Source organism: Psychrobium sp. 1_MG-2023, assembly GCF_030689115.1.
Classification (GTDB): domain Bacteria; phylum Pseudomonadota; class Gammaproteobacteria; order Enterobacterales; family Psychrobiaceae; genus Psychrobium.
Window position 1 is genome coordinate 203609 of record NZ_JAUYVJ010000001.1, and the last position, 18581, is coordinate 222189.

The following is an 18581-nucleotide window of genomic DNA, read 5'->3' on the forward strand; positions in this document are numbered from 1 at the left end:
TGTAAGAAGACCGTATGGAATACCTAGATTATTTTGTTTTTATCGCCCTTGCTTGGGGTTGTTTTAGCTTGATTAGTTTGTTTTTTGGAGAAAACAAACCTTTTTGTTACAATAAATTAACAGTTGTTTTTATCACTGCGTCTTGGGCTTACTTAGTTGCTTGTGTGCCAGTATTTAGAGATGGTCTATTTATTGCGGATAATATGCAATTATTTTATGCCATTGTCGCTGGCGTATTGTCAGTTGAAGTTTGGTTAATTATCTTTTCAACGCTGCTAAGTGTTGGCTTGGCAAAAACTGCCCACGACCCTGAACATGAGTCATACATTGTGAAGTGGCATAGACCATTGCGGCAAGTCATAAAACCGCTGTGGTATTTAACTGCATTAGTCAATATAGGCAATGCTGCTTACTTTTTAACGCTCTAATTTAGAGAAGGGAAGTTTATGCGATATGCATCGAGATTATTGGCCCTTTGTGCCATAGGGACACTAGTAGGTTGCGGTTCTTCAGGAAGCGCAAAGCTGACTGGAGAGTCAAATGATAACAATAATGAAACACCGCGAACGCTAGTTATTTCTGGCGATCTAACCCCTGCGGTAGGTCAATCAGTCGCATTGATGGCCATGATTGAAGGTCTGTCATCTGACAGCTCAACCATTGAATGGCAGCAAACGTCCGGTGCCAATGTCGAGCTTGTCGCAACCAATAGTGCAGTTCTTGCTTTTGATATTAAATTAGCGGGTAGCTATGGCTTTTCGGTTAATGTCACAGAAGAGTCTGGAAAAAACTACACCAAAGAGATCAGTCTAACGACAACTGATACCAATAATCTCTTAAATATCCGCCGTGATCATGCCGCACGGGAAGGCAACAAAGTCTCTTTAAAGTTATCAGCACCTGTTGATCCTGACACGGGTAATGTTGTCTCTGGAAACTACACCAACATTAAGTGGGCGCAAGTCAGCGGCCCAGCAGTCACTTTTAATGAGAAGAACATTAACGAAACAGTTGTTATTTTTAATGCGCCTAGTGTCGACAAAGATACGGTGCTTGAGTTTACTGCCACAGCAACTCACCCGAATGGCGAAACGTATAATGACTCTGCTTATGTGTTAGTACAAAACACACAAAACATTAAGGCAAATGCGGTTTTTGATTCACCTGTAGCACGGGTACATGCATATAATAGTAACTCAAGATACGCACAAGCCACTGAACAGTGCGTTTATAGTAATTACTTTGCTGTACCGTGTTCAATGTCTCAGCTTAACTTAATTGGTCAGGATCATACCAAGCCTACTGTTGAAGATATTATGGATCGCGTAGTGACCTCTCACCCTTGGATGGCTGAAAACTTTAAAATGTTTCTTGAGCAACAAGATGTTCATGGTGATTTCAAGCACTTGCTACGTTCTGTCAGCGCTATTGTGATTTCTTATGATATCCGTCCGTCATTTTACTGGGTTAGGACGGGGGCTATCTACCTTGACCCTGAGTTTTTTTGGTTAACCCCTGCTCAACGTGATGTTATTGATGTCGCACCAGATTTTCGTTCTGAATTTGGCCAAGAGCTACAATACATCATGCCGTGGCGTTATGTTAAGAATAATCAATACGCAGGTAATTATTACCCAAAAGATTTACGTATTACTCGAACAATAGAGGATTTAGTGCCTAATTTAGCACCGTTGCTCTATCATGAGTTGGCGCATGCTAATGATATTTTCCCATCATCGACACTTGATGACGTAAGAGGCGGTAGCGTTTTGGAAGCGTTTTACGTTAGAAACGAAGAAAAAGCTCAGGTCGCTGAATTATTAACTCGAGACCACCCTAAAACAAGTGCTGAGATGGCCGCCTTAGCTCAAGTAAACTTTCACGGTGCATCACCGACAGCTGAACAAATTGCCTATTTGCCGGAAGATATCGCTCAGTTCTTTAGTAATGATACTGCAGCAGCAGAATATGGCTATAGTAGTAAGCAAGAAGATGTTGCGACATTATTTGATGCAACAATGATGAGTTATCGTTACGGTATTGAGCGTGACGAAGCTGTGACAAACCCATCGACTGGCAGCCGTGATAGCATTATTTTAGCTTGGGGACAGCGTGGAAGAATTAATGATACAAATGTAGCACCGCGCGCTAAATATGTCTTCGAGTTATTCATGCCAGAGCTTAATAGTGACGATGTTTTTGCACAAATTCCACCGGCAAAGTTATTATCTGTTGGCGCAAGCTGGGATGATAGCATCAATCTTGATGCAAAAAATGAATATATTAAGCGACCTAGACTGAAAGTGCGCCAGCATGGTGCAGTGCGTGAGCGTCCATTTATCTTAGATATTCAGAGAAGATATAAATAAAGTTGATCTAACGCTAATCAAACGCATCGTAATTGGTTAATATGAGCCTAATACGATGCGTTTTTTTTGAGGGTTTAACTAGTGATAAAGCAATTAGCTATTGTGGGCGGAACCCACGGTAATGAATTTACAGGTATTTACTTACTACAGAAATGGCAAAAAAATCAGGCACTGATCGCTCGCTCAACGTTTGAAACAGAGACACTATTTGCGAACGCTCAAGCTTATCAACAAAACAAACGCTATATCGATCATGATCTGAATCGCTGTTTTTCTCATCAAGATTTGGCAGATAGCTCATTAGACAGTATCGAGCAAACTCGCGCAAAAGAGATTAATCAACTTCTTGGCCCTAAAGGTAATCCTCGGGTAGATTTTATTATCGATTTGCACACCACAACCACAAACATGGGCCCAACGCTGTTAATAACCAAAAAAGGTAAATTTTATAATCAGCTTGCTGCTTATGTGAAAATGCACATGCCCGAAGCAATGATCTCTTGCGATGAAGATCATAAAACGAATGACGAGCACCACTTCTTATCAACTGTTGCACAAGATAGTGTAATGGTTGAAGTCGGTCCTGTACCACAATCAGTACTCCGTCATGATGTGTTTGAACAGTCAGAGCAAATGACGTTGTTAATCTTGGACTTCATTGAACTACATAATAAAGGTGAAGTGCCAAAACTACCTGAAACTGTTGATGCATATCGTTATTTAGAAAGTATTAAATTACCATTAACCGCGACAGGTGAACGTGCAGGTATGGTGCATCGCGATATTCAGGATAAAGATTTTGCTAAAATTGAACCGGGTCAGGTGATTTTTGTAACGTTTGATGGTGAAGAGATCACTTATCAGGGAGACAAAGCCGTGTATGGCTCTTTCATTAATGAAGCCGCTTATTATGATAATAATTTAGCGATGTCATTGTTAGAGAAAACAACGCTAAGTACGACTGCCGATGATTAAGTTTTTCTTATATCTTCATTTGGCAGGGCTGTGTTTAATTGGTGTCGGTCTTTATATGTTATTAATGACTGATGCATCAGCCCAAGTCTCTGGTATGGTTGCATTAAGTAGCGCACTTGGTTTGGGTGGTGTGATGATTTCACCTTACCCGGTGATCAAAGCTATTGAGTGGATGAAACGTCAGTAATTAAGCAAGGCATTTATTGTATCTAGTTGGTATAATTACCGCGATTAATTTTTAGGTAAGATAAATGTCTAGTCAGTTTGATTTACGTTTTGGTGGTACCAAGCGCCTTTATGGCGAAGATGCCGTAGAAAAGCTAGCCAACGCTCACGTGTGCGTCATTGGTATTGGTGGTGTTGGTTCATGGGCTGCTGAAGCACTCGCTCGAAGTGCGGTTGGGGAAATCACCCTGATTGATTTAGATGACATTTGTGTCACTAATATCAACCGTCAAATCCATGCCCTATCTGATACTGTTGGTCAGTCAAAAGTGGAAGTTATGGCGCAGCGTATCCGCGCTATTAATCCCGATTGTAAAATTAATGAAGTCGAAGACTTTGTCGACCCCGACAATTTATCAGAATTAATCACTAAAGACTTTGATTATGTGATTGATGCAATTGATAGTATTCGGGCAAAGGTTGCTTTGATTGCTTATTGTAAGCGTAATAAGATTAAGATTATCACCGTCGGCGGGGCGGGTGGTCAGCAAGATCCCACTCAAGTGCAAGTGACTGATTTAGCAAAAACATATCAAGATCCTCTTGCAGCGAAAGTGCGTAATGAGCTACGTCGTCACCATAACTTTAGCAAAAATGTTAAACGCCGCTTTCAAATAGAATGTGTGTTTTCAAGCGAACAATTGGTTTACCCTAAAAGCGATGGCACAGTGTGTGCGCAAAAATCACAAGCTGATGGGCCGATGAAGATGGACTGCGCCAGTGGCTTTGGCGCTGCAACTGTTGTCACTGCAAGTTTTGGCTTTGTTGCTGCCGCGCGGGTCATTAATAAACTCACTCAGTAACGGTTTAATCAGTTCTAATAACGTAGTCTTGGAGAGCTTTCCATTCAGGACTTCACTTGCTTATCAAGGCAAAAGATACTGACTAAACCGTGTCAGTATCGCGTATTTTTACTCTTGAGCCGTATCTTTTATCGCCTGAATAATCGCTTTAATACCGTTCCCACGTGAAGGGCTCAAATGATTAAGCAGCCCTAGTTCAATTAAAAAATTCTCACAATCGAATTTAGCAATCTGCGCTGTCGATAAGTCTTGATATGCGGAAACAATAATAGAGATAAGCCCCTTAACGATTTTCGCATCTGAATCTACGGTTAATTCAACCCCCTGCTGATGTTTTCGGGCATGGAACCATACTTTACTCTCACAGCCGTGCAATAGTGCTTCATCAACTCTTAGCGAATCATCTATGCGCGGTAAGGTTTTACCAAGGCGCATAATGGTGCGATATCGATCTTCCCAACTACGTAAGGCATTAAATTGGTCTAACAGGGCTTGTTGTGATTGTGTGTACATCTGAATTCTCTATCTGCTGGCAGTGTATTTTAATGCCGTATTTGCTTGGAGTCTGTAATCACTATTTTAACAGTCTCATTGATGAATACCAATCACGGCACTGTAAGGGGGCAAATTGGCATAGTACGTTCCAAGTTAGGGCGTAAGGCGATTTATTGTGCACCAAATTAGTGCTTTGATTGTGTTTTGGAATGCACTTCTATTTTAAGTCTATGATATTAAAGTTTTTGTTTGGTTGGTCTAAAACGTGCTTAATACAGTTTAATTAAATTGATAGACCCTAGGAGGGGACTTTGAAATTAATCACAGCGATTATTAAGCCTTTTAAAGTAGATGATGTTCGTGAAGCATTAGCTGATGTTGGCGTTCAAGGGGTAACACTAAGCGAAGTACGAGGTTTTGGCCGCCAAAAGGGTCATACCGAACTTTATCGGGGAGCTGAATATGCGGTTGATTTCCTACCTAAAGCAAAGTTAGAGATTGCCATTTGTGATGAGCAAGAAGATAGCGTAATTGAAGCGATAACCAATGCCGCTCATACAGGTAAGATCGGCGATGGTAAAATTTTTGTGCGACATCTTGAGCAAGTGATTCGTATCCGTACTTCTGAACAAGGTCCTGAGGCTGTCTAAATGAAAAAGTTAAGTATCATTCTAAGTTTATTTTTATCAATGTGCTCTTTTGGTGCAATGGCACAAGAGCCTGAACTTAATGGCGCAAACACCGCGTGGATTTTAACGTCAACGGCGTTAGTGTTAATGATGACACTACCAGGTCTGGCATTATTTTATGGTGGCTTAGTCCGAAGTAAAAATGTGTTATCTATACTAATGCAGTGTTTTTCTATTGCTGCAATTAGCTCTGTGTTGTGGCTGGTTATTGGCTACTCATTGGCGTTTGCTGAAGGGAATGCATTTATTGGTGGCTTAGATAAAGTGTTGCTTATGGGAGTTGAACGTAGCGATTTAGCAGGCGATATTCCAGAACCACTCTTTATGCTATTTCAAATGACTTTTGCGGTGATAACGCCAGCGTTAATTATTGGTGGCTTTGCCGAGCGCATGAAATTCTCAGCTGTATTACTCTTTTGTGCCATGTGGTTACTCTTTGTTTACACTCCTGTGACTCATTGGGTGTGGGGCGGCGGCTGGTTAGCTCAAATGGGCTTCTATGACTTTGCGGGTGGTGCGGTAGTACATATTACCTGTGGTGTCGCCGCTTTGGTTGCTGCAATCGTATTAGGTCCACGTAAAGGGTTTCCAAAAACGGCAATGTTGCCACATAACATGACTATGACGGTCACTGGTGCAGGATTATTGTGGGTTGGCTGGTTTGGCTTCAACGGTGGTAGTGCGCTAGCAGCGAACGGCGACGCGGCGATGGCTATGTTAGTAACTCATATTTCGGCGGCCATGGGTGCGATGACATGGGCTGCGATCGAATGGAGAAGATTCGGTAAGCCAAGTGCGTTAGGTATTGTGACTGGTATGGTCGCGGGTTTAGGTACTATTACGCCGGCATCTGGTTTTGTCGGCCCTGGTGGCGCATTAGTTTTAGGCTTGTTAGGTGGCTTCGTTTGCTTTAACGCCACAGTTTATATCAAGCAAACATTAAAGATTGATGATTCGCTAGATGTTTTTCCTGTACACGGTGTCGGTGGTATTTTAGGTACGCTATTAGTGGGTGTCTTTAGTTCGACTGATCTAGGTGTCTTTAGCGGTTATGGCTTTGGTGAGGGTAATGAAACCATGGCTGATCAGCTATTGGTACAGTTCATTGGTGTGACGGCTACGTTGGTTTATACCGCTGTCGTGAGTTTTATCTTGTTTAAAGTTGTCGCACTCTTTACTAAAGGTTTACGTGTTGATGAAGAGCAAGAAGTGACTGGATTAGATATCTCACAACATGAAGAAACGGGTTATAGCCTATAAAACCACAGTCGTTTCAGCATGCTTTTAGCCGAGAGGTCTCATTTGGGCAATGTAGATAGATCTTGAATAAAAACCTTTCAAGATGACAGGCAACAACGAATTCAGAAAGCCATCGTAGTGCCATCTTACTGATGACACTGCGATGGCTTTTTGCTGCTCTAAATTTAGAACTATTCAGTAATAAAAGGGTTTACCTTCCCCTAAGGGGAAAGGTTACAATGTGTGCATAGTTAACAACAATGATGATGTTTATTATGGAAACTCAATTAGGAATCAGTGGTTTACGCTGCAATGGCTGTGCAAGTAAGCTGGAAAAAAGACTCAATGAACTCGATGGTGTAACCGCGCAAGTGAGTTTTGCTTTATCGAAGGTGTCTTTGTCATTTTCCCAACCATCACAATTAACCCTTGCCCTTAAACTCATCAAAAAGGCTGATTATCAACTGATTACCGAGCTGCATACGTTTAGTGTGATTGGTTGGAGCTGCGGCGGTTGTGCTAATAAAACTAAAAAAGCACTGCTTGAATTGGAGGGTGTTGAGTCCGTTGCTGTTAACCCTACGACAGCCCAATTAGAGATAGAAGCGATAACAGGTGTGGTGAAACAAAGTGATTTTGCCATAGTTTGTCAAGGTTTTGGTTATCAGCTGCAACTAAATACCGCAAATCAAATAGACCAGCAAGAGCAGCAACAAATATTGTTTGAGCAGCAGAATAAAGAGCAACGTCAGTTAGTTATCCTATCCAGCTTATTCACACTACCGTTAGTTTTACCGATGATCCTGATGGTGTTTAATCAAGCACTAATGTTAAACCCATGGCTGGAGTTCGCTCTGGCCACTGTGGTGCAGTTTGTCGTAGGGGCTAAGTATTATCGTGGTGCATGGCTTAACCTTAAAACGCTCAGCGCTAATATGGACACACTCGTTGCTTTGGGTACCAGCGCTGCCTATTTCTATAGTTGTTATGTACTGTTTTCTGATTGGCGGACAGCACATGGGCAGCTATATTTTGAAGCTAGCGCCGTGATTATTACATTTATCTCTATCGGTAAGTGGATAGAGCACCGTGCTAAACATAGTACTAGTGAAGCGATTAGAGAGTTGATGGCATTAACTCCAGTGACAGCAACCGTAATCCGACAAGATAAAACTCAGCAGCTACCTATAGAGCAAGTGTTATCAGGCGATCTAATACGCGTGATAGCCGGTGATAAAATTCCTGTTGATGGTGTAGTGTTATCAGGCGAGAGTGAGGTTGATGAATCGCTGATCACTGGAGAGAGTCTGCCAGTACGTAAGGCCGTTGGTGATCAGGTTGTAGCAGGCGCTGTCAATGGTCATGGCGTGATGACAGTCGAAGCAAGCGCCGTTGGTGAAAACAGCAGTTTGAACCAAATTATTAAGATGGTTGAGCAAGCACAAATGAGCAAGGCACCCATTGAAGAGTTAGTTGATCGTATTGCTAAAATATTTGTGCCTGCGGTGTTGTTGATTGCATTGGTTACTTTAGCGACGTGGTTAGCATTGGGTGCAAGCTTCGAAACGGCGCTGATTAATAGTGTTGCTGTGCTTGTTGTTGCCTGTCCTTGTGCACTTGGGCTTGCAACGCCTGCAGCTATTGTTGCTGGTAGTGGCGTCGCTGCGCAACATGGCATTATTATCCGTGATGTAAAAGCATTGCAAATGGCGGGTAATTTGAGCCGGATCGCTTTTGATAAGACAGGTACGTTAACCGAGGGTAAACCACAAGTCGTTAATACTACGCTGGTTGATAACACGCGTGATCAAGATACAGTATTGGGCCAACTAGCTTCTTTAATGGAGCAAAGTGAACACCCCTTGGCCCGAGCTATCAAATGTTATACACAATCTCACCACGTTGTTTTAAGTGCAGTCAGTCAATTTAAGGTCATCGCAGGGAAAGGGGTGAGTGGTTCATTAAACGGACAACTTGTGCTTGCTGGTAATCGTGAACTAATGAAAGAACACCAGGTCGTTATGCCAGATGAATTAACACAAGGTACTAGCGCATCTGAGGTTTATTTTGCAATTGACGAGCAGCTAGTCGCGCTAATCGAACTTAATGACCAAGCAAGAGAAAGCAGTAAATTAACGATTAGCCGACTCAACTCGTTGGGACTAACAACGTCGATGCTAAGTGGCGATAATAAGGGGGCGGCGCAAGCAATGGCTCAACAACTCGGCTTGCGACAAGTGTTTTCGGAACTAAAGCCCGAGCAAAAACTAAATCAACTCAAGCAATGGCAAGAGGCCGATGAGCAAGTTGCAATGGTGGGTGATGGCATTAACGATGCGCCTGCATTAGCGCAAGCTGACTTAGGTATTGCGATGGGGTGCGGTACCCAAGTGGCGATTAGTAGCGCGCAAATTACCTTAAGTCAAAGTAACCCTTTACTAGTGGTTGCTGCGATTGAGATTGCTACGTTGACTTGGAGTAAAATAAAACAAAATTTATTTTTAGCCTTTATTTTTAATTCGCTCGCGATACCGCTCGCCGCGATGGGGCACCTGAGCCCACAATTAGCTGGGTTAGCTATGGCGCTTTCGAGTATCACTGTACTCGGTAATGCACTGTTATTAAAACGTTGGCAGTTTAAAGAGAGTTAATATGGCAAGTAAAACGATTGGTCAAGTTGTGGAACTGACAGGCTTGTCTGCAAAAGCTATTCGTTATTATGAAAGTAGTGGCATTGTGTCCGAAATTCCACGGGCTAACAATGGCTATCGTTTTTATAGTAATGAAAATGTTGATGAGCTCTTGTTACTCAAAGGAGCTAGAGAGGCGGGGTTTTCGATTGATCAGTGTCGACAGCTTATGGCGGTATTTCATGATCAAAATCGTCATAGTAGCGATGTGAAGGCGATGACATTAGCGCAAATTACTCAAATAAAACAGCGCATCGAAAAGTTGCAAAGTATTGTGTTGAAATTAGAAGCGTTAACGGAGCAATGCCAAGGGAATGATCAGCCTCAGTGCTCGATTATTGATGGGTTATTGAAAAGTTAGTAATGCATGAGGGATTAGATTAAGAGGCTCTAAACGCTTTAGCTAATAATTTACAAATGACTGATATTGGTACTTTATTCGTATTTATTAATCTTTAATGGTTCTTTATTCTTTCTCTGTTAATTGGGTCTGACGACAGTGTTTGCTGTCGATTTTGATTTAGCCATCAGCGAATGTAAGGAACAATCATGAAGCGTTGTTTAATGAATACAGCTCTAGCTCTCAGTGTCTGTGGTGCCCTCAATGCACCTACGTACGCTAATGACAACATCAATTATTTCTCTTTTGGCTTATCAACAGAGTCGATTAACCCTAATTATGACTACCTGACTGATTGCAAACGGGATTGTGACGATCAAGCTAGAATACAAGATTTGGAGTTTTGGTTTAATACTCGCCTTGGGCAGGAGCAAGCAGGGTATGACTTAAAGCTTAGTCAAGCGACAGCGCAATCTGCTCGATTTTTAATTCAATCGACGTACGGGCCGACAGCGCAGGGCATTAATCAATTAGCGGACTTGATTGCCGTTAAAGGTGAACAAGCCGCCATTGAGCATTGGTTGACTGAGCAAATGCAGTTACCTGCCAGCCAATTAACATCGCTGGTATCTAACGCGACAGATCACTTGCAAACATCAGCATGGTGGCATCAATCGCTAGTCGCTCCGGATCAATTACGCCAGCGAGTTGCCTTTGCATTAAATCATGTACTGACTATTTCAACCGTCGGATCAATTAGAAAAGATGGCAGTATTGCTGAGTATTATGACGTGTTGGCTAACAATGCGTTTGGCAACTTCCGTACTTTACTTAACGATGTCACCTACAATATTGCGATGGGCGTTTATCTCGATAATGTGCGAAATAATTCGCGTCACCAAGCGAATGAAAACTATGCCAGAGAATTGATGCAGCTGTTTACCCTTGGTACTGAACGCCTAAATCTTGATGGTAGTGCGCAAGTCGATGAAAACGGTCAGCCGATCGAAACATATACAGAAGCCGATGTTGTTGAATTAGCAAAAGCACTCAGTGGTATCGTTCGTGGTGGTCAATGGTATGGTCAAGCCAAAGTTAGACAGCGCCTCCACTTCGGTGGAGAAAAAGTGTTATTTGCGGGAACAGATCAAGTCGCTTATGTTGATGGTAGTTCAGCTAAAGGGGATATAGCGCAAGCTCTCGACGCTATTTTTAATCACCCTAATGTCGGTCCGTTCATCGCTAAGCGATTGATTCAGCATTTGGTCACTAGTAATCCGTCGCCACAGTATATTGCAAATGTTGCTAGCGTGTTTAATGACAACGGTCAGCAAGTACGTGGTGACATGGCTGCAGTGATTAAAGCGATTTTATTAGATCCTGAAGCAAGGCAGCCACAGCAAGTCGCAGATATGAGTTTTTACGGTAAGTTAAAAGAGCCAGTGCTCCGCTTCACTGGTTTGTTACGAGCGTTTGATGTCAATCCTGCGCGTTTAACTGCATTTCAAATTAGCCGTATCCAGCGCCCGTTGTATGCTGATAGTGTGTTTAGTTTTTTCCAGCCAGATGATACTCACTCAGGGATTATTGAAGATGCGGGCAAAGTGGCTCCGAATTTCACCTTAGCAACTGAGGTCAATCAAGCAACACTTTATAACGCGCTATATAAAAATGTGACCGAATCTCGCTATGGCAAAAAAGCAATGAGAACAGGCAACTACAATCGCTATAACTTGGATAAAGAGGCCGCATTAGCCATAAATTCTCCTGAGTTGCTAGTGGATCGTTATAACCTGTTGCTAATGGGGGGGACGATGAGTGATTCAATGAAAGATAAAATTGTTAAGCATTTGGCTGGTGTTTCAACTTCAGATGGCGGATATCAACGTGCACGTCAGGCATTATTAGCCGTCGTTACTTCACACCAACAAGCTATTCAGCGCTAGGAGAGAATGATGAATAAAAGTATGCAACGTCGTCAGTTTTTAAAAAGAGCGCTTTACCTTGGTGCCGGTGTGAGCTTGGTTAACTCACCATTGATCTTTGCCAGTGAGCAGGACTTAAACTCACAAACTATTGATAAGACGGGCTATAAAGCGTTGGTGTGTATTGACCTAAGTGGCGGTAATGATAGCGCTAATATGTTGGTTCCCTATAGCCTATCAGCCTATGAGAGTTATAAACAATTACGCACTAATGTTGCGTTAGAGCGAGAGCAATTACTGCCCATTAACCCTGCTGGAATGAGCGAACAATCCTTAGCTTTACATCCTAGCTTAACAGGCATACAACAGCTTTTTACCCAAGAGCAAGTTGCCTTTGTTGCTAATGTTGGACCCATGGTGACTAACGCTGGTGCAATAGGGGTGACACCTAAACGCGGAAGTCACCGTAATCAGCAACAATATTGGCAGGGGCTTGATCCCGTACAAGCCGCCACATCAAAGCAGGGTTGGCAAGGGCTAACGGCTGATTTATATCAAGGCTCACACCAAATGAACTCATCAATTTCTGGAAAGAATGTGTGGCAGACAGGCCGATATAAGAGCGCTTATGTCATGGGAGAAAATGGCCCTGAAGACTTTATTAATCATGATAATGACCAGTTAGAAGCATTAATTAGTGAGTTGGCCGATGATGCTATGCATCATGATAATGCGTTAGTGAGTGAATATAGCTATAACGATCAAAACGCTCGCTTATTATCGAGTGAAATGAAACAACGTTTATTTAGCGAAGCAGTTAATGGGCAGATTGATAATTTAAATATGGCGTTACCGGCGAATAAACTTGGTCGCCGTTTTGAAATGGTGCTGCGTAGCCTGTTAGCAAATGATACAACAACTACGTCGCGTCAAAGCTTCTATATCAAGCATGGTGGTTATGACTTCCATAGCGATATGCTTGTTCGTCAAGCCAAGAAGTTAACGGAGCTTAATGATGCCATTGTTGCATTTCAAGCGGCTTTAGCGCAGTTTAATTTAACTGATCAAGTGACTAGCTTTACTATTTCAGACTTTGGCCGCAGCAGCACGACTAATGGAACAGGCACAGCGCACGGCTGGGGGGGACACCAAATGATTATTGGTGGTGCTGTTGCTGGTGGGACTGTTTACGGGAAAATGCCAAACATGGCGGTTGGAAGTGATGACTTGACTCAAGATAAAGGCATTATGATCCCAACCACCGCGGTGGATCAATATTCTGCAACGTTAGCGATGTGGTTTGGCGTACCGCAATCACGCCTTGAAGAAGTATTACCGAATATAGACTTGTTTAGTAATAAAAACCTTGGCTTCATGCGTACGTAACGGTGCCCGGTTACTGAGCTTGTTAATTATTGCTTAATGTAGCCAGTTTATTCAATCTTTAGCTCCCTCCATTCATTACACTGATTTCAATTATTAAGAGGTCAGTGTAATGAAACAAATTAAAACGAATACAATTGTTATTGGTGCTGGGCAAGTGGGGTTGGCGCTTGGCTATTATTTAAAACAAGCGAATATTGAATATATCATTCTAGAACAAGGCTTTGAGATCGGCGAGCAGTGGCGAAAACGCTTTGATAGCTTGACACTGTTTACACCAAATAGCCTAAATCGTTTACCGGCTTATTCTAAACCAATATCTCAAAGTGAATTTCAAACCAAGGATGAGTTTGCAGACTATTTACAAGCCTATCAACAGCATCATCAGCTCAACGTTCAATGTAACCAGAAAGTAAATTCAATAAAACAAGGCGATATGGGAGGCTATATTATTAGCACCGATGAGCGCACGTTTTATGCGAAGCATATTGTACTAGCTAATGGTGCGTTTCAGGATGGTGCAGGTAATGATAACGGTGTGAAATATAGTGATGAACAAAACGTTATTAAACATTATCAAGTTAATGATCTTAGTGATAAGAAAATCGCGCAGCAGCTTGTTTTAGTGGTAGGTGATGGTGCTTCTGGGCGTCAAATTGCTAAGCAGCTAGCTAAAAATAACCAAGTTTATTTAGCGCAGGGGCGAACGCGACATTTGATTAAGCATAAGCTGCTTGGCATTAATATTTTTCATTGGTTACGTGCCTCTGGTTTATTAACACTGAATAAAAATTTCTCACTAGCCCAGTGGATTAAGGGGCGCGATCCCTTCCCTGATACTCAAATTAATGACCGGACCCTGATGAATGCTGGGGTTCGCTTCTTACCGAAACTGACAGCATTGGATAGCGTTGCTCACTTTGCTGGTGGTGAAAAAATAGTTATTGATTCAGTAGTTTGGGCGACAGGCTATCGTAATCGTTATGATTTTATCCACGTAGCCGATGTTTTAAATTCAAACGGCGATATCACAACGGACAAGCTACCCAAAGGTTTTTTTTGTGCAGGCTTAGCATGGCAACATAACCGTGCTTCTGCATTAATTTATGGTGCTAAATTTGAAGCGAAAAGGGTGGTTGATGAGATAACTAAGTTGTAGTAACTAAATCCAACGGATAATGACTCATCATGGATAAATCAATTGGATGAATAGCATGAGCTACTGCCTTTCTATAACAAGGTTTACTGTAATTATTGGTATCTCAACATCGTGAAGGTTCAAGGAAGCAACTACCTTACTTTATGCTATACCATTTCCACTAAAAACCTGATCATTTTTTACGCTCTAAACAAATGATAGCTACGTTATTTATTATCTATGTAGAATCACTACGTACGCTAATAAATACCTTGCGACATGGATGTCGGTACTTAGGTTCTGTTTGGCACGTAGGACCTGTGCTTTAATTCGTTTATCCTAGTTACAAAATGGATCACTTAATTAATGGAATTGGTCTTAGTGCCAGTTTAGGTGTGGCTGGCAGCTTGCAGGTAACATTAGAAATTAGCAACCGCTATCTTCAATCTCATAATTAACTGAAACCTGTTTTCCTGGTGTTTTTATTGTTTGATAAAGTAGGTAGCAATTATCATCGACGGAATATCCAGGGTTAGTGATATAGGCTAAGTTTAATGTTGGTAAGAAATATAAGCCAAAGTCACTTTCTGCAACCGCATCACGACTCGAAAGCGTTTCAAATGCTAAGTTCATTGAGGCGATTAATGATTTATCAAAATCGCTACTAATCCGAATTAGCCCGTCTTCGATGGCGACCTCACCGTCATCTAATTTTAGTGTTTCAAGGCCCTCTTCTTGTCCCTCAATGACCGCCATGCTTTGAATTAACGTGTTGGTTGAGTTGAGTGAGCCGCTGACCGATGCTAAGACTGCTTCATTGGCCTTATCGCTGACGTTAAGAAACTTAGGAACGGCTACGACTGATAATATTGCAATAACGCTGATCACAATGACGAGTTCGATTAATGTAAATCCAGATTGTTTTAACTTCATTTTAACTCCTATTAGGTGTTACTTAATTTGTGCTTGTTCGAGGGATGTTATAGCGAATAGTTGTTAATTTCTGTTTTGAAGTGTGATTATTTGTAATTAATTAATCATTTAATTTCAGGTGGATAACATTTTATTTCTTTTTTTGTTTAGCGATAGGCTTGAAAATAAATCTAGTAGTCGCATATCTATTTATAGCGAAGGCCTGATTAGGGTTCGCAGAAAAACAGTCGCATTTGCGATGTTAACTTTAATAATGGTGCAGCATTAGCTGGCCGACATTTACTGAAAAATCACCTATTAATCGATAATGAGCAAGGCTCTCAGTCATTGTCTTTGATATAGAAAAATTATGATTTTTAATCAGTAAACATATTGCTTCTTAGGAGAATATTTATGCGTAATATCGATCTTTCACCTCTATACCGTAGTGCTATTGGCTTTGACCGTTTGGCTCACATGATTGAGTCAGCCTCATCAGGCAATGGCAATAGTAATCAAGGTTATCCTCCGTATAACATCGAACAGCTTTCTGAAGATGAGTATCGCATTACTCTCGCTGTTGCTGGCTTTGATGAGTCTGAATTAGACATTACTAGCCATCAAAATACCCTGCTAGTGAAAGGGGTTAAAGCAACTAAAGAACAAGCTGAAACAAAATTTCTCTATCAAGGCATAGCAGAGCGCGGCTTTGAAAGAAAATATCAACTCGCTGATTATGTCACAGTTCAAAGTGCTGATTTAAGTAATGGCTTATTACACATTGAGTTAAAGCGCGAAGTGCCGGAAGCCATGAAGCCTCGCTCAATTGGTATTGGTCAACATACTAACAAGCGCATCGCCAGCTAGTTAGTTTAAACACAGTTTCCCCCTTTTTAAGCCGCTGAGGATGCTCAGCGGCTTTTTTATTGCTATGTCGCAGAGCGTGTATCAAAATCGCTTCCGTTAAGGTGGCTATCTAATTGAAAGTAAATAACTTCGGTTCTCCTTTGTGAGAAACACCCTTGCCATTTGTGCTGCGGACCAGCTAACGCTATCTAAATTGTTCCCTGCCATTTAATCTTCCGTGTAAAAGCTAGGCTTATAGAAATCGGCTTGATGTTCATAAAAATTGTCATCCTGGCAGTCTTTTAGCCGGGATCTTTGTTGAGTGATTCAGTGCTTTATTAGCTTAAATTACCTGGAACTAGTTAGCCTACAAATCCGGTGGTTATATTAACCATAATGTGGTTTGTATGACTTATGCTGATTGTGTTTCTTAATGTCACAAAATGCCTGTATTTACTTAAGGTATTGATTTTTAAGGTTTGTTTGTTGTTGGCACACCACCTGCAATAACTAGATTGTAGTTCAAACAATCTTATTAATTATCAAACAATCTATTAGGAGTCTGACATGGCTAACGTAACAAACACATTTCGCGCAGTAGTAGTAACAACCACAATCGCTATCGCAAGTTTAGGAGTTAGTGCAAACGCCGCAGAACTTAATAGCCAAACAAAACAAGATTTGTTTAACGCATTAGGCAAAGTTTTCAGCTCTCAAGTGAGTGCCATCGCTGGTGAAATTAGCAGTGATATTGAGCGCACCATTAATGAAAACTTAGTTGAGTTAGGTCTGGAAATTGCTGAAAAAACTAAGCAGCAAGATGCCGACAATACTGACAAAGCAAACTCAAGCAAATAATTTAATTTTTGAAGAAACGGAGAAGTATTATGGGTATTTTTAGCAGATTTAGTGACATTGTAAACGCCAATATCAACGCGATGTTAGATAAGGCGGAAGATCCTAAAAAGTTAGTACGTTTACTAATTCAGGAAATGGAAGAAACCTTAGTTGAGCTACGAAGCGGTGCAGCCAAGCATATCGCTGAGCGAAAGGAATTAGAAAAGCAATTAGCACGAGCCAAGCAATGTGCTGCACAATGGCAAGCTAAAGCAGAGTTGGCACTGAGCAAGGGCCGTGAAGATTTAGCGCGCAGTGCGCTGAGCCAAAAACAACACAGCGCTGAGCAAGTCACTTTATTAGAGCAGGAGCTAGAGCGTTATAACGAATTATTGAGCGGTGTAAATAATGACGCAGATCGCCTAACACAAAAAATGACCGAAGCACGTGCGAGACAGAGTTCTTTATTAGCGCGTAAAACACAAGCGGTTACCCGTTTAAAAGTGAAGCAACAACTAGACAGCCATAAAGTAGAAGATGCGCTGGCACGCTTTGAGCAAATGGAAAAGAAAATTGATGCTTTAGAAGCAGAAGTTGAAAGCTATGATATAGGCACTGATGAACAGTCAATTGAAGCACAGTTTAAAAAAATGGAACGTGATGAGTCGATTGAAGATGCGTTAGCCGAATTAAAACAGAAGATGGCTTCGTAATCATGTTCATGTTTAGCACAGTTTTATGGATATTTCTGTTGCCAGTCGCCGGCATGCTAATTAGCGCCGGCGCAATTTCACTAATCAGTGAATATTTTTAGTATTAATAATAGTTTTAGGAGAGTTTATATGAGTATTTGGCATCGAATTACAACGGACAAGGCGCATGGAAAATTGTTTGGTGTGTGTTCTGGATTAGCAAAAGCGTTTGGCTATAGTCGCCTTGGTGTTCGCTGTGTTGCTGTACTAGGTTTATTGTTTATGCCTGTTGTTACCTTCACTATCTATGCAACTGCTGCAGTGCTTTTACCAACGAGGCAACAGGCGTGAGATGATTAACTATTTAAAATATAAACTAAAACGCTCTGCTTGCAGGGCGTTTTTTTATTGTAACGGGAAACGATTTAGCTATGATAACGATAGCGATTATCATTATTAAGTAATTGATTTTAAAGAAAAAGTTGATTTATTATTATTTGGGTAGCATAATTATTGTTCAACCTGTTCGCAGAGCACTGAGGAACTCATGAAAGCAAATAGCGATATAGTTAAACAACTCAACCGCGTTTTAACGGTCGAGCTAACATCGATAAATCAATTTTTCTTACATGCCCGCATTTTTAAAAATTGGGGCTTAGAGGCGTTAAATCATAAAGCCTATAAGAAATCGATTAAAGATATGAAGCAGGCCGATAAGCTCATTGAGCGAATCTTGTTTTTAGAAGGCTTACCTAACTTACAGCAACTTGGACGATTACGCATTGGTGAACACACACAAGAAATGCTTGAGTGTGACTTACACTGTCAAAACGATCAAAACCAATTAATGGCTGAGGTTATCCAAGCGTGTGAAGATGCAAATGATTACGTGAGTCGAGACATTTTGGTCGAAATCTTAGATTACGAGCAAGAATATATTGATTGGCTCGAAGCGCAGCTCGACCTAATCAAAGGTATGGGCGTTGAAAACTACCAACAAGCAATGATGGATAAATAAGGGGA

General features: G+C 41.4%; 19 protein-coding genes. 17 read left to right on the forward strand and 2 right to left on the reverse strand.

Annotated elements, in window-relative coordinates; translation table 11 throughout:
• Positions 1 to 14: 14 nt before the first annotated feature.
• From Q8W26_RS00790 to tcdA, 5 genes are all read left to right on the forward strand, one after another.
• Positions 15 to 428 carry a hypothetical protein gene (locus Q8W26_RS00790; RefSeq protein WP_101212896.1) on the forward strand — a complete coding sequence of 138 codons (414 nt, stop codon included), beginning with the start codon at positions 15 to 17 and terminating at the stop codon, positions 426 to 428.
• 18 nt (positions 429 to 446) lie between these two features.
• Entirely contained in the window at positions 447 to 2369 is a 1923-nt protein-coding gene (locus tag Q8W26_RS00795) for a hypothetical protein (protein WP_101212897.1), read from the forward strand.
• 81 nt (positions 2370 to 2450) lie between these two features.
• Positions 2451 to 3344 carry an aspartoacylase gene (locus Q8W26_RS00800; protein WP_101212898.1) on the forward strand — a complete coding sequence of 298 codons (894 nt, stop codon included), beginning with the start codon at positions 2451 to 2453 and terminating at the stop codon, positions 3342 to 3344.
• On the forward strand, positions 3337 to 3531 hold the full coding sequence (locus Q8W26_RS00805) for a hypothetical protein (protein WP_101212899.1): 195 nt from the start codon (positions 3337 to 3339) through the stop codon (positions 3529 to 3531). The genes Q8W26_RS00800 and Q8W26_RS00805 overlap by 8 nt, the downstream gene beginning before the upstream one ends.
• 64 nt (positions 3532 to 3595) lie before the next feature.
• The gene (gene tcdA, locus Q8W26_RS00810; RefSeq protein WP_101212900.1) at positions 3596 to 4372 is read left to right on the forward strand and encodes a tRNA cyclic N6-threonylcarbamoyladenosine(37) synthase TcdA; all 777 of its coding nucleotides are present in this window, start codon (positions 3596 to 3598) and stop codon (positions 4370 to 4372) included.
• 108 nt (positions 4373 to 4480) lie between these two features.
• Here the strand turns inward: tcdA and Q8W26_RS00815 are convergent, their stop codons facing one another.
• A complete protein-coding gene (locus Q8W26_RS00815; RefSeq protein WP_101212901.1) occupies positions 4481 to 4885 on the reverse strand; it encodes a SufE family protein in 405 nt (134 codons plus the stop codon).
• A gap of 293 nt (positions 4886 to 5178) precedes the next feature.
• Between Q8W26_RS00815 and Q8W26_RS00820 the strand changes: the two genes are divergently transcribed.
• From Q8W26_RS00820 to Q8W26_RS00850, 7 genes are all read left to right on the forward strand, one after another.
• Complete coding sequence (locus Q8W26_RS00820; protein ID WP_101212902.1) at positions 5179 to 5517, forward strand: P-II family nitrogen regulator; 339 nt, start codon at positions 5179 to 5181, stop codon at positions 5515 to 5517.
• Between the two features lie 39 nt (positions 5518 to 5556).
• Positions 5557 to 6816, forward strand: a complete 1260-nt coding sequence (locus tag Q8W26_RS00825) for an ammonium transporter (protein WP_370694249.1) — start codon at positions 5557 to 5559, stop codon at positions 6814 to 6816.
• A gap of 254 nt (positions 6817 to 7070) precedes the next feature.
• Positions 7071 to 9446, forward strand: a complete 2376-nt coding sequence (locus Q8W26_RS00830; RefSeq protein WP_305471889.1) for a heavy metal translocating P-type ATPase — start codon at positions 7071 to 7073, stop codon at positions 9444 to 9446.
• A gap of 1 nt (position 9447) precedes the next feature.
• Positions 9448 to 9846 (forward strand): MerR family transcriptional regulator, encoded by a 399-nt coding sequence (locus tag Q8W26_RS00835; RefSeq protein ID WP_101212905.1) that lies wholly within the window; start codon positions 9448 to 9450, stop codon positions 9844 to 9846.
• A 188-nt stretch (positions 9847 to 10034) separates the two neighbouring features.
• Positions 10035 to 11771: a DUF1800 family protein gene (locus tag Q8W26_RS00840; protein ID WP_101212906.1), complete on the forward strand. Its 1737-nt coding sequence runs from the start codon at positions 10035 to 10037 to the stop codon at positions 11769 to 11771.
• A gap of 6 nt (positions 11772 to 11777) precedes the next feature.
• Positions 11778 to 13136, forward strand: coding sequence for a DUF1501 domain-containing protein (locus Q8W26_RS00845; RefSeq protein ID WP_101212907.1), 1359 nt, complete (start codon positions 11778 to 11780; stop codon positions 13134 to 13136).
• A gap of 109 nt (positions 13137 to 13245) precedes the next feature.
• Positions 13246 to 14292: an NAD(P)/FAD-dependent oxidoreductase gene (locus tag Q8W26_RS00850; protein ID WP_101212908.1), complete on the forward strand. Its 1047-nt coding sequence runs from the start codon at positions 13246 to 13248 to the stop codon at positions 14290 to 14292.
• A 405-nt stretch (positions 14293 to 14697) separates the two neighbouring features.
• Here Q8W26_RS00850 and Q8W26_RS00855 read toward each other — a convergent pair whose 3' ends face one another.
• On the reverse strand, positions 14698 to 15204 hold the full coding sequence (locus tag Q8W26_RS00855; RefSeq protein WP_101212909.1) for a prepilin-type N-terminal cleavage/methylation domain-containing protein: 507 nt from the start codon (positions 15202 to 15204) through the stop codon (positions 14698 to 14700).
• 393 nt (positions 15205 to 15597) lie between these two features.
• On the opposite strand from Q8W26_RS00855, the gene Q8W26_RS00860 reads away from it, so the two are divergent.
• The 5 genes from Q8W26_RS00860 (at position 15598) to bfr (ending at position 18576) form a co-directional block, all read left to right on the forward strand.
• On the forward strand, positions 15598 to 16050 hold the full coding sequence (locus tag Q8W26_RS00860; RefSeq protein WP_101212910.1) for an Hsp20 family protein: 453 nt from the start codon (positions 15598 to 15600) through the stop codon (positions 16048 to 16050).
• Positions 16051 to 16596: 546 nt separating this feature from the next.
• On the forward strand, positions 16597 to 16887 hold the full coding sequence (locus tag Q8W26_RS00865) for a hypothetical protein (protein WP_101212911.1): 291 nt from the start codon (positions 16597 to 16599) through the stop codon (positions 16885 to 16887).
• A 29-nt stretch (positions 16888 to 16916) separates the two neighbouring features.
• The gene (pspA, locus tag Q8W26_RS00870; protein ID WP_101212912.1) at positions 16917 to 17579 is read left to right on the forward strand and encodes a phage shock protein PspA; all 663 of its coding nucleotides are present in this window, start codon (positions 16917 to 16919) and stop codon (positions 17577 to 17579) included.
• 129 nt (positions 17580 to 17708) lie between these two features.
• Entirely contained in the window at positions 17709 to 17909 is a 201-nt protein-coding gene (locus Q8W26_RS00875; protein WP_101212913.1) for a PspC domain-containing protein, read from the forward strand.
• 196 nt (positions 17910 to 18105) lie between these two features.
• Entirely contained in the window at positions 18106 to 18576 is a 471-nt protein-coding gene (gene bfr / locus Q8W26_RS00880; RefSeq protein WP_101212914.1) for a bacterioferritin, read from the forward strand.
• Positions 18577 to 18581 lie beyond the last annotated feature (5 nt).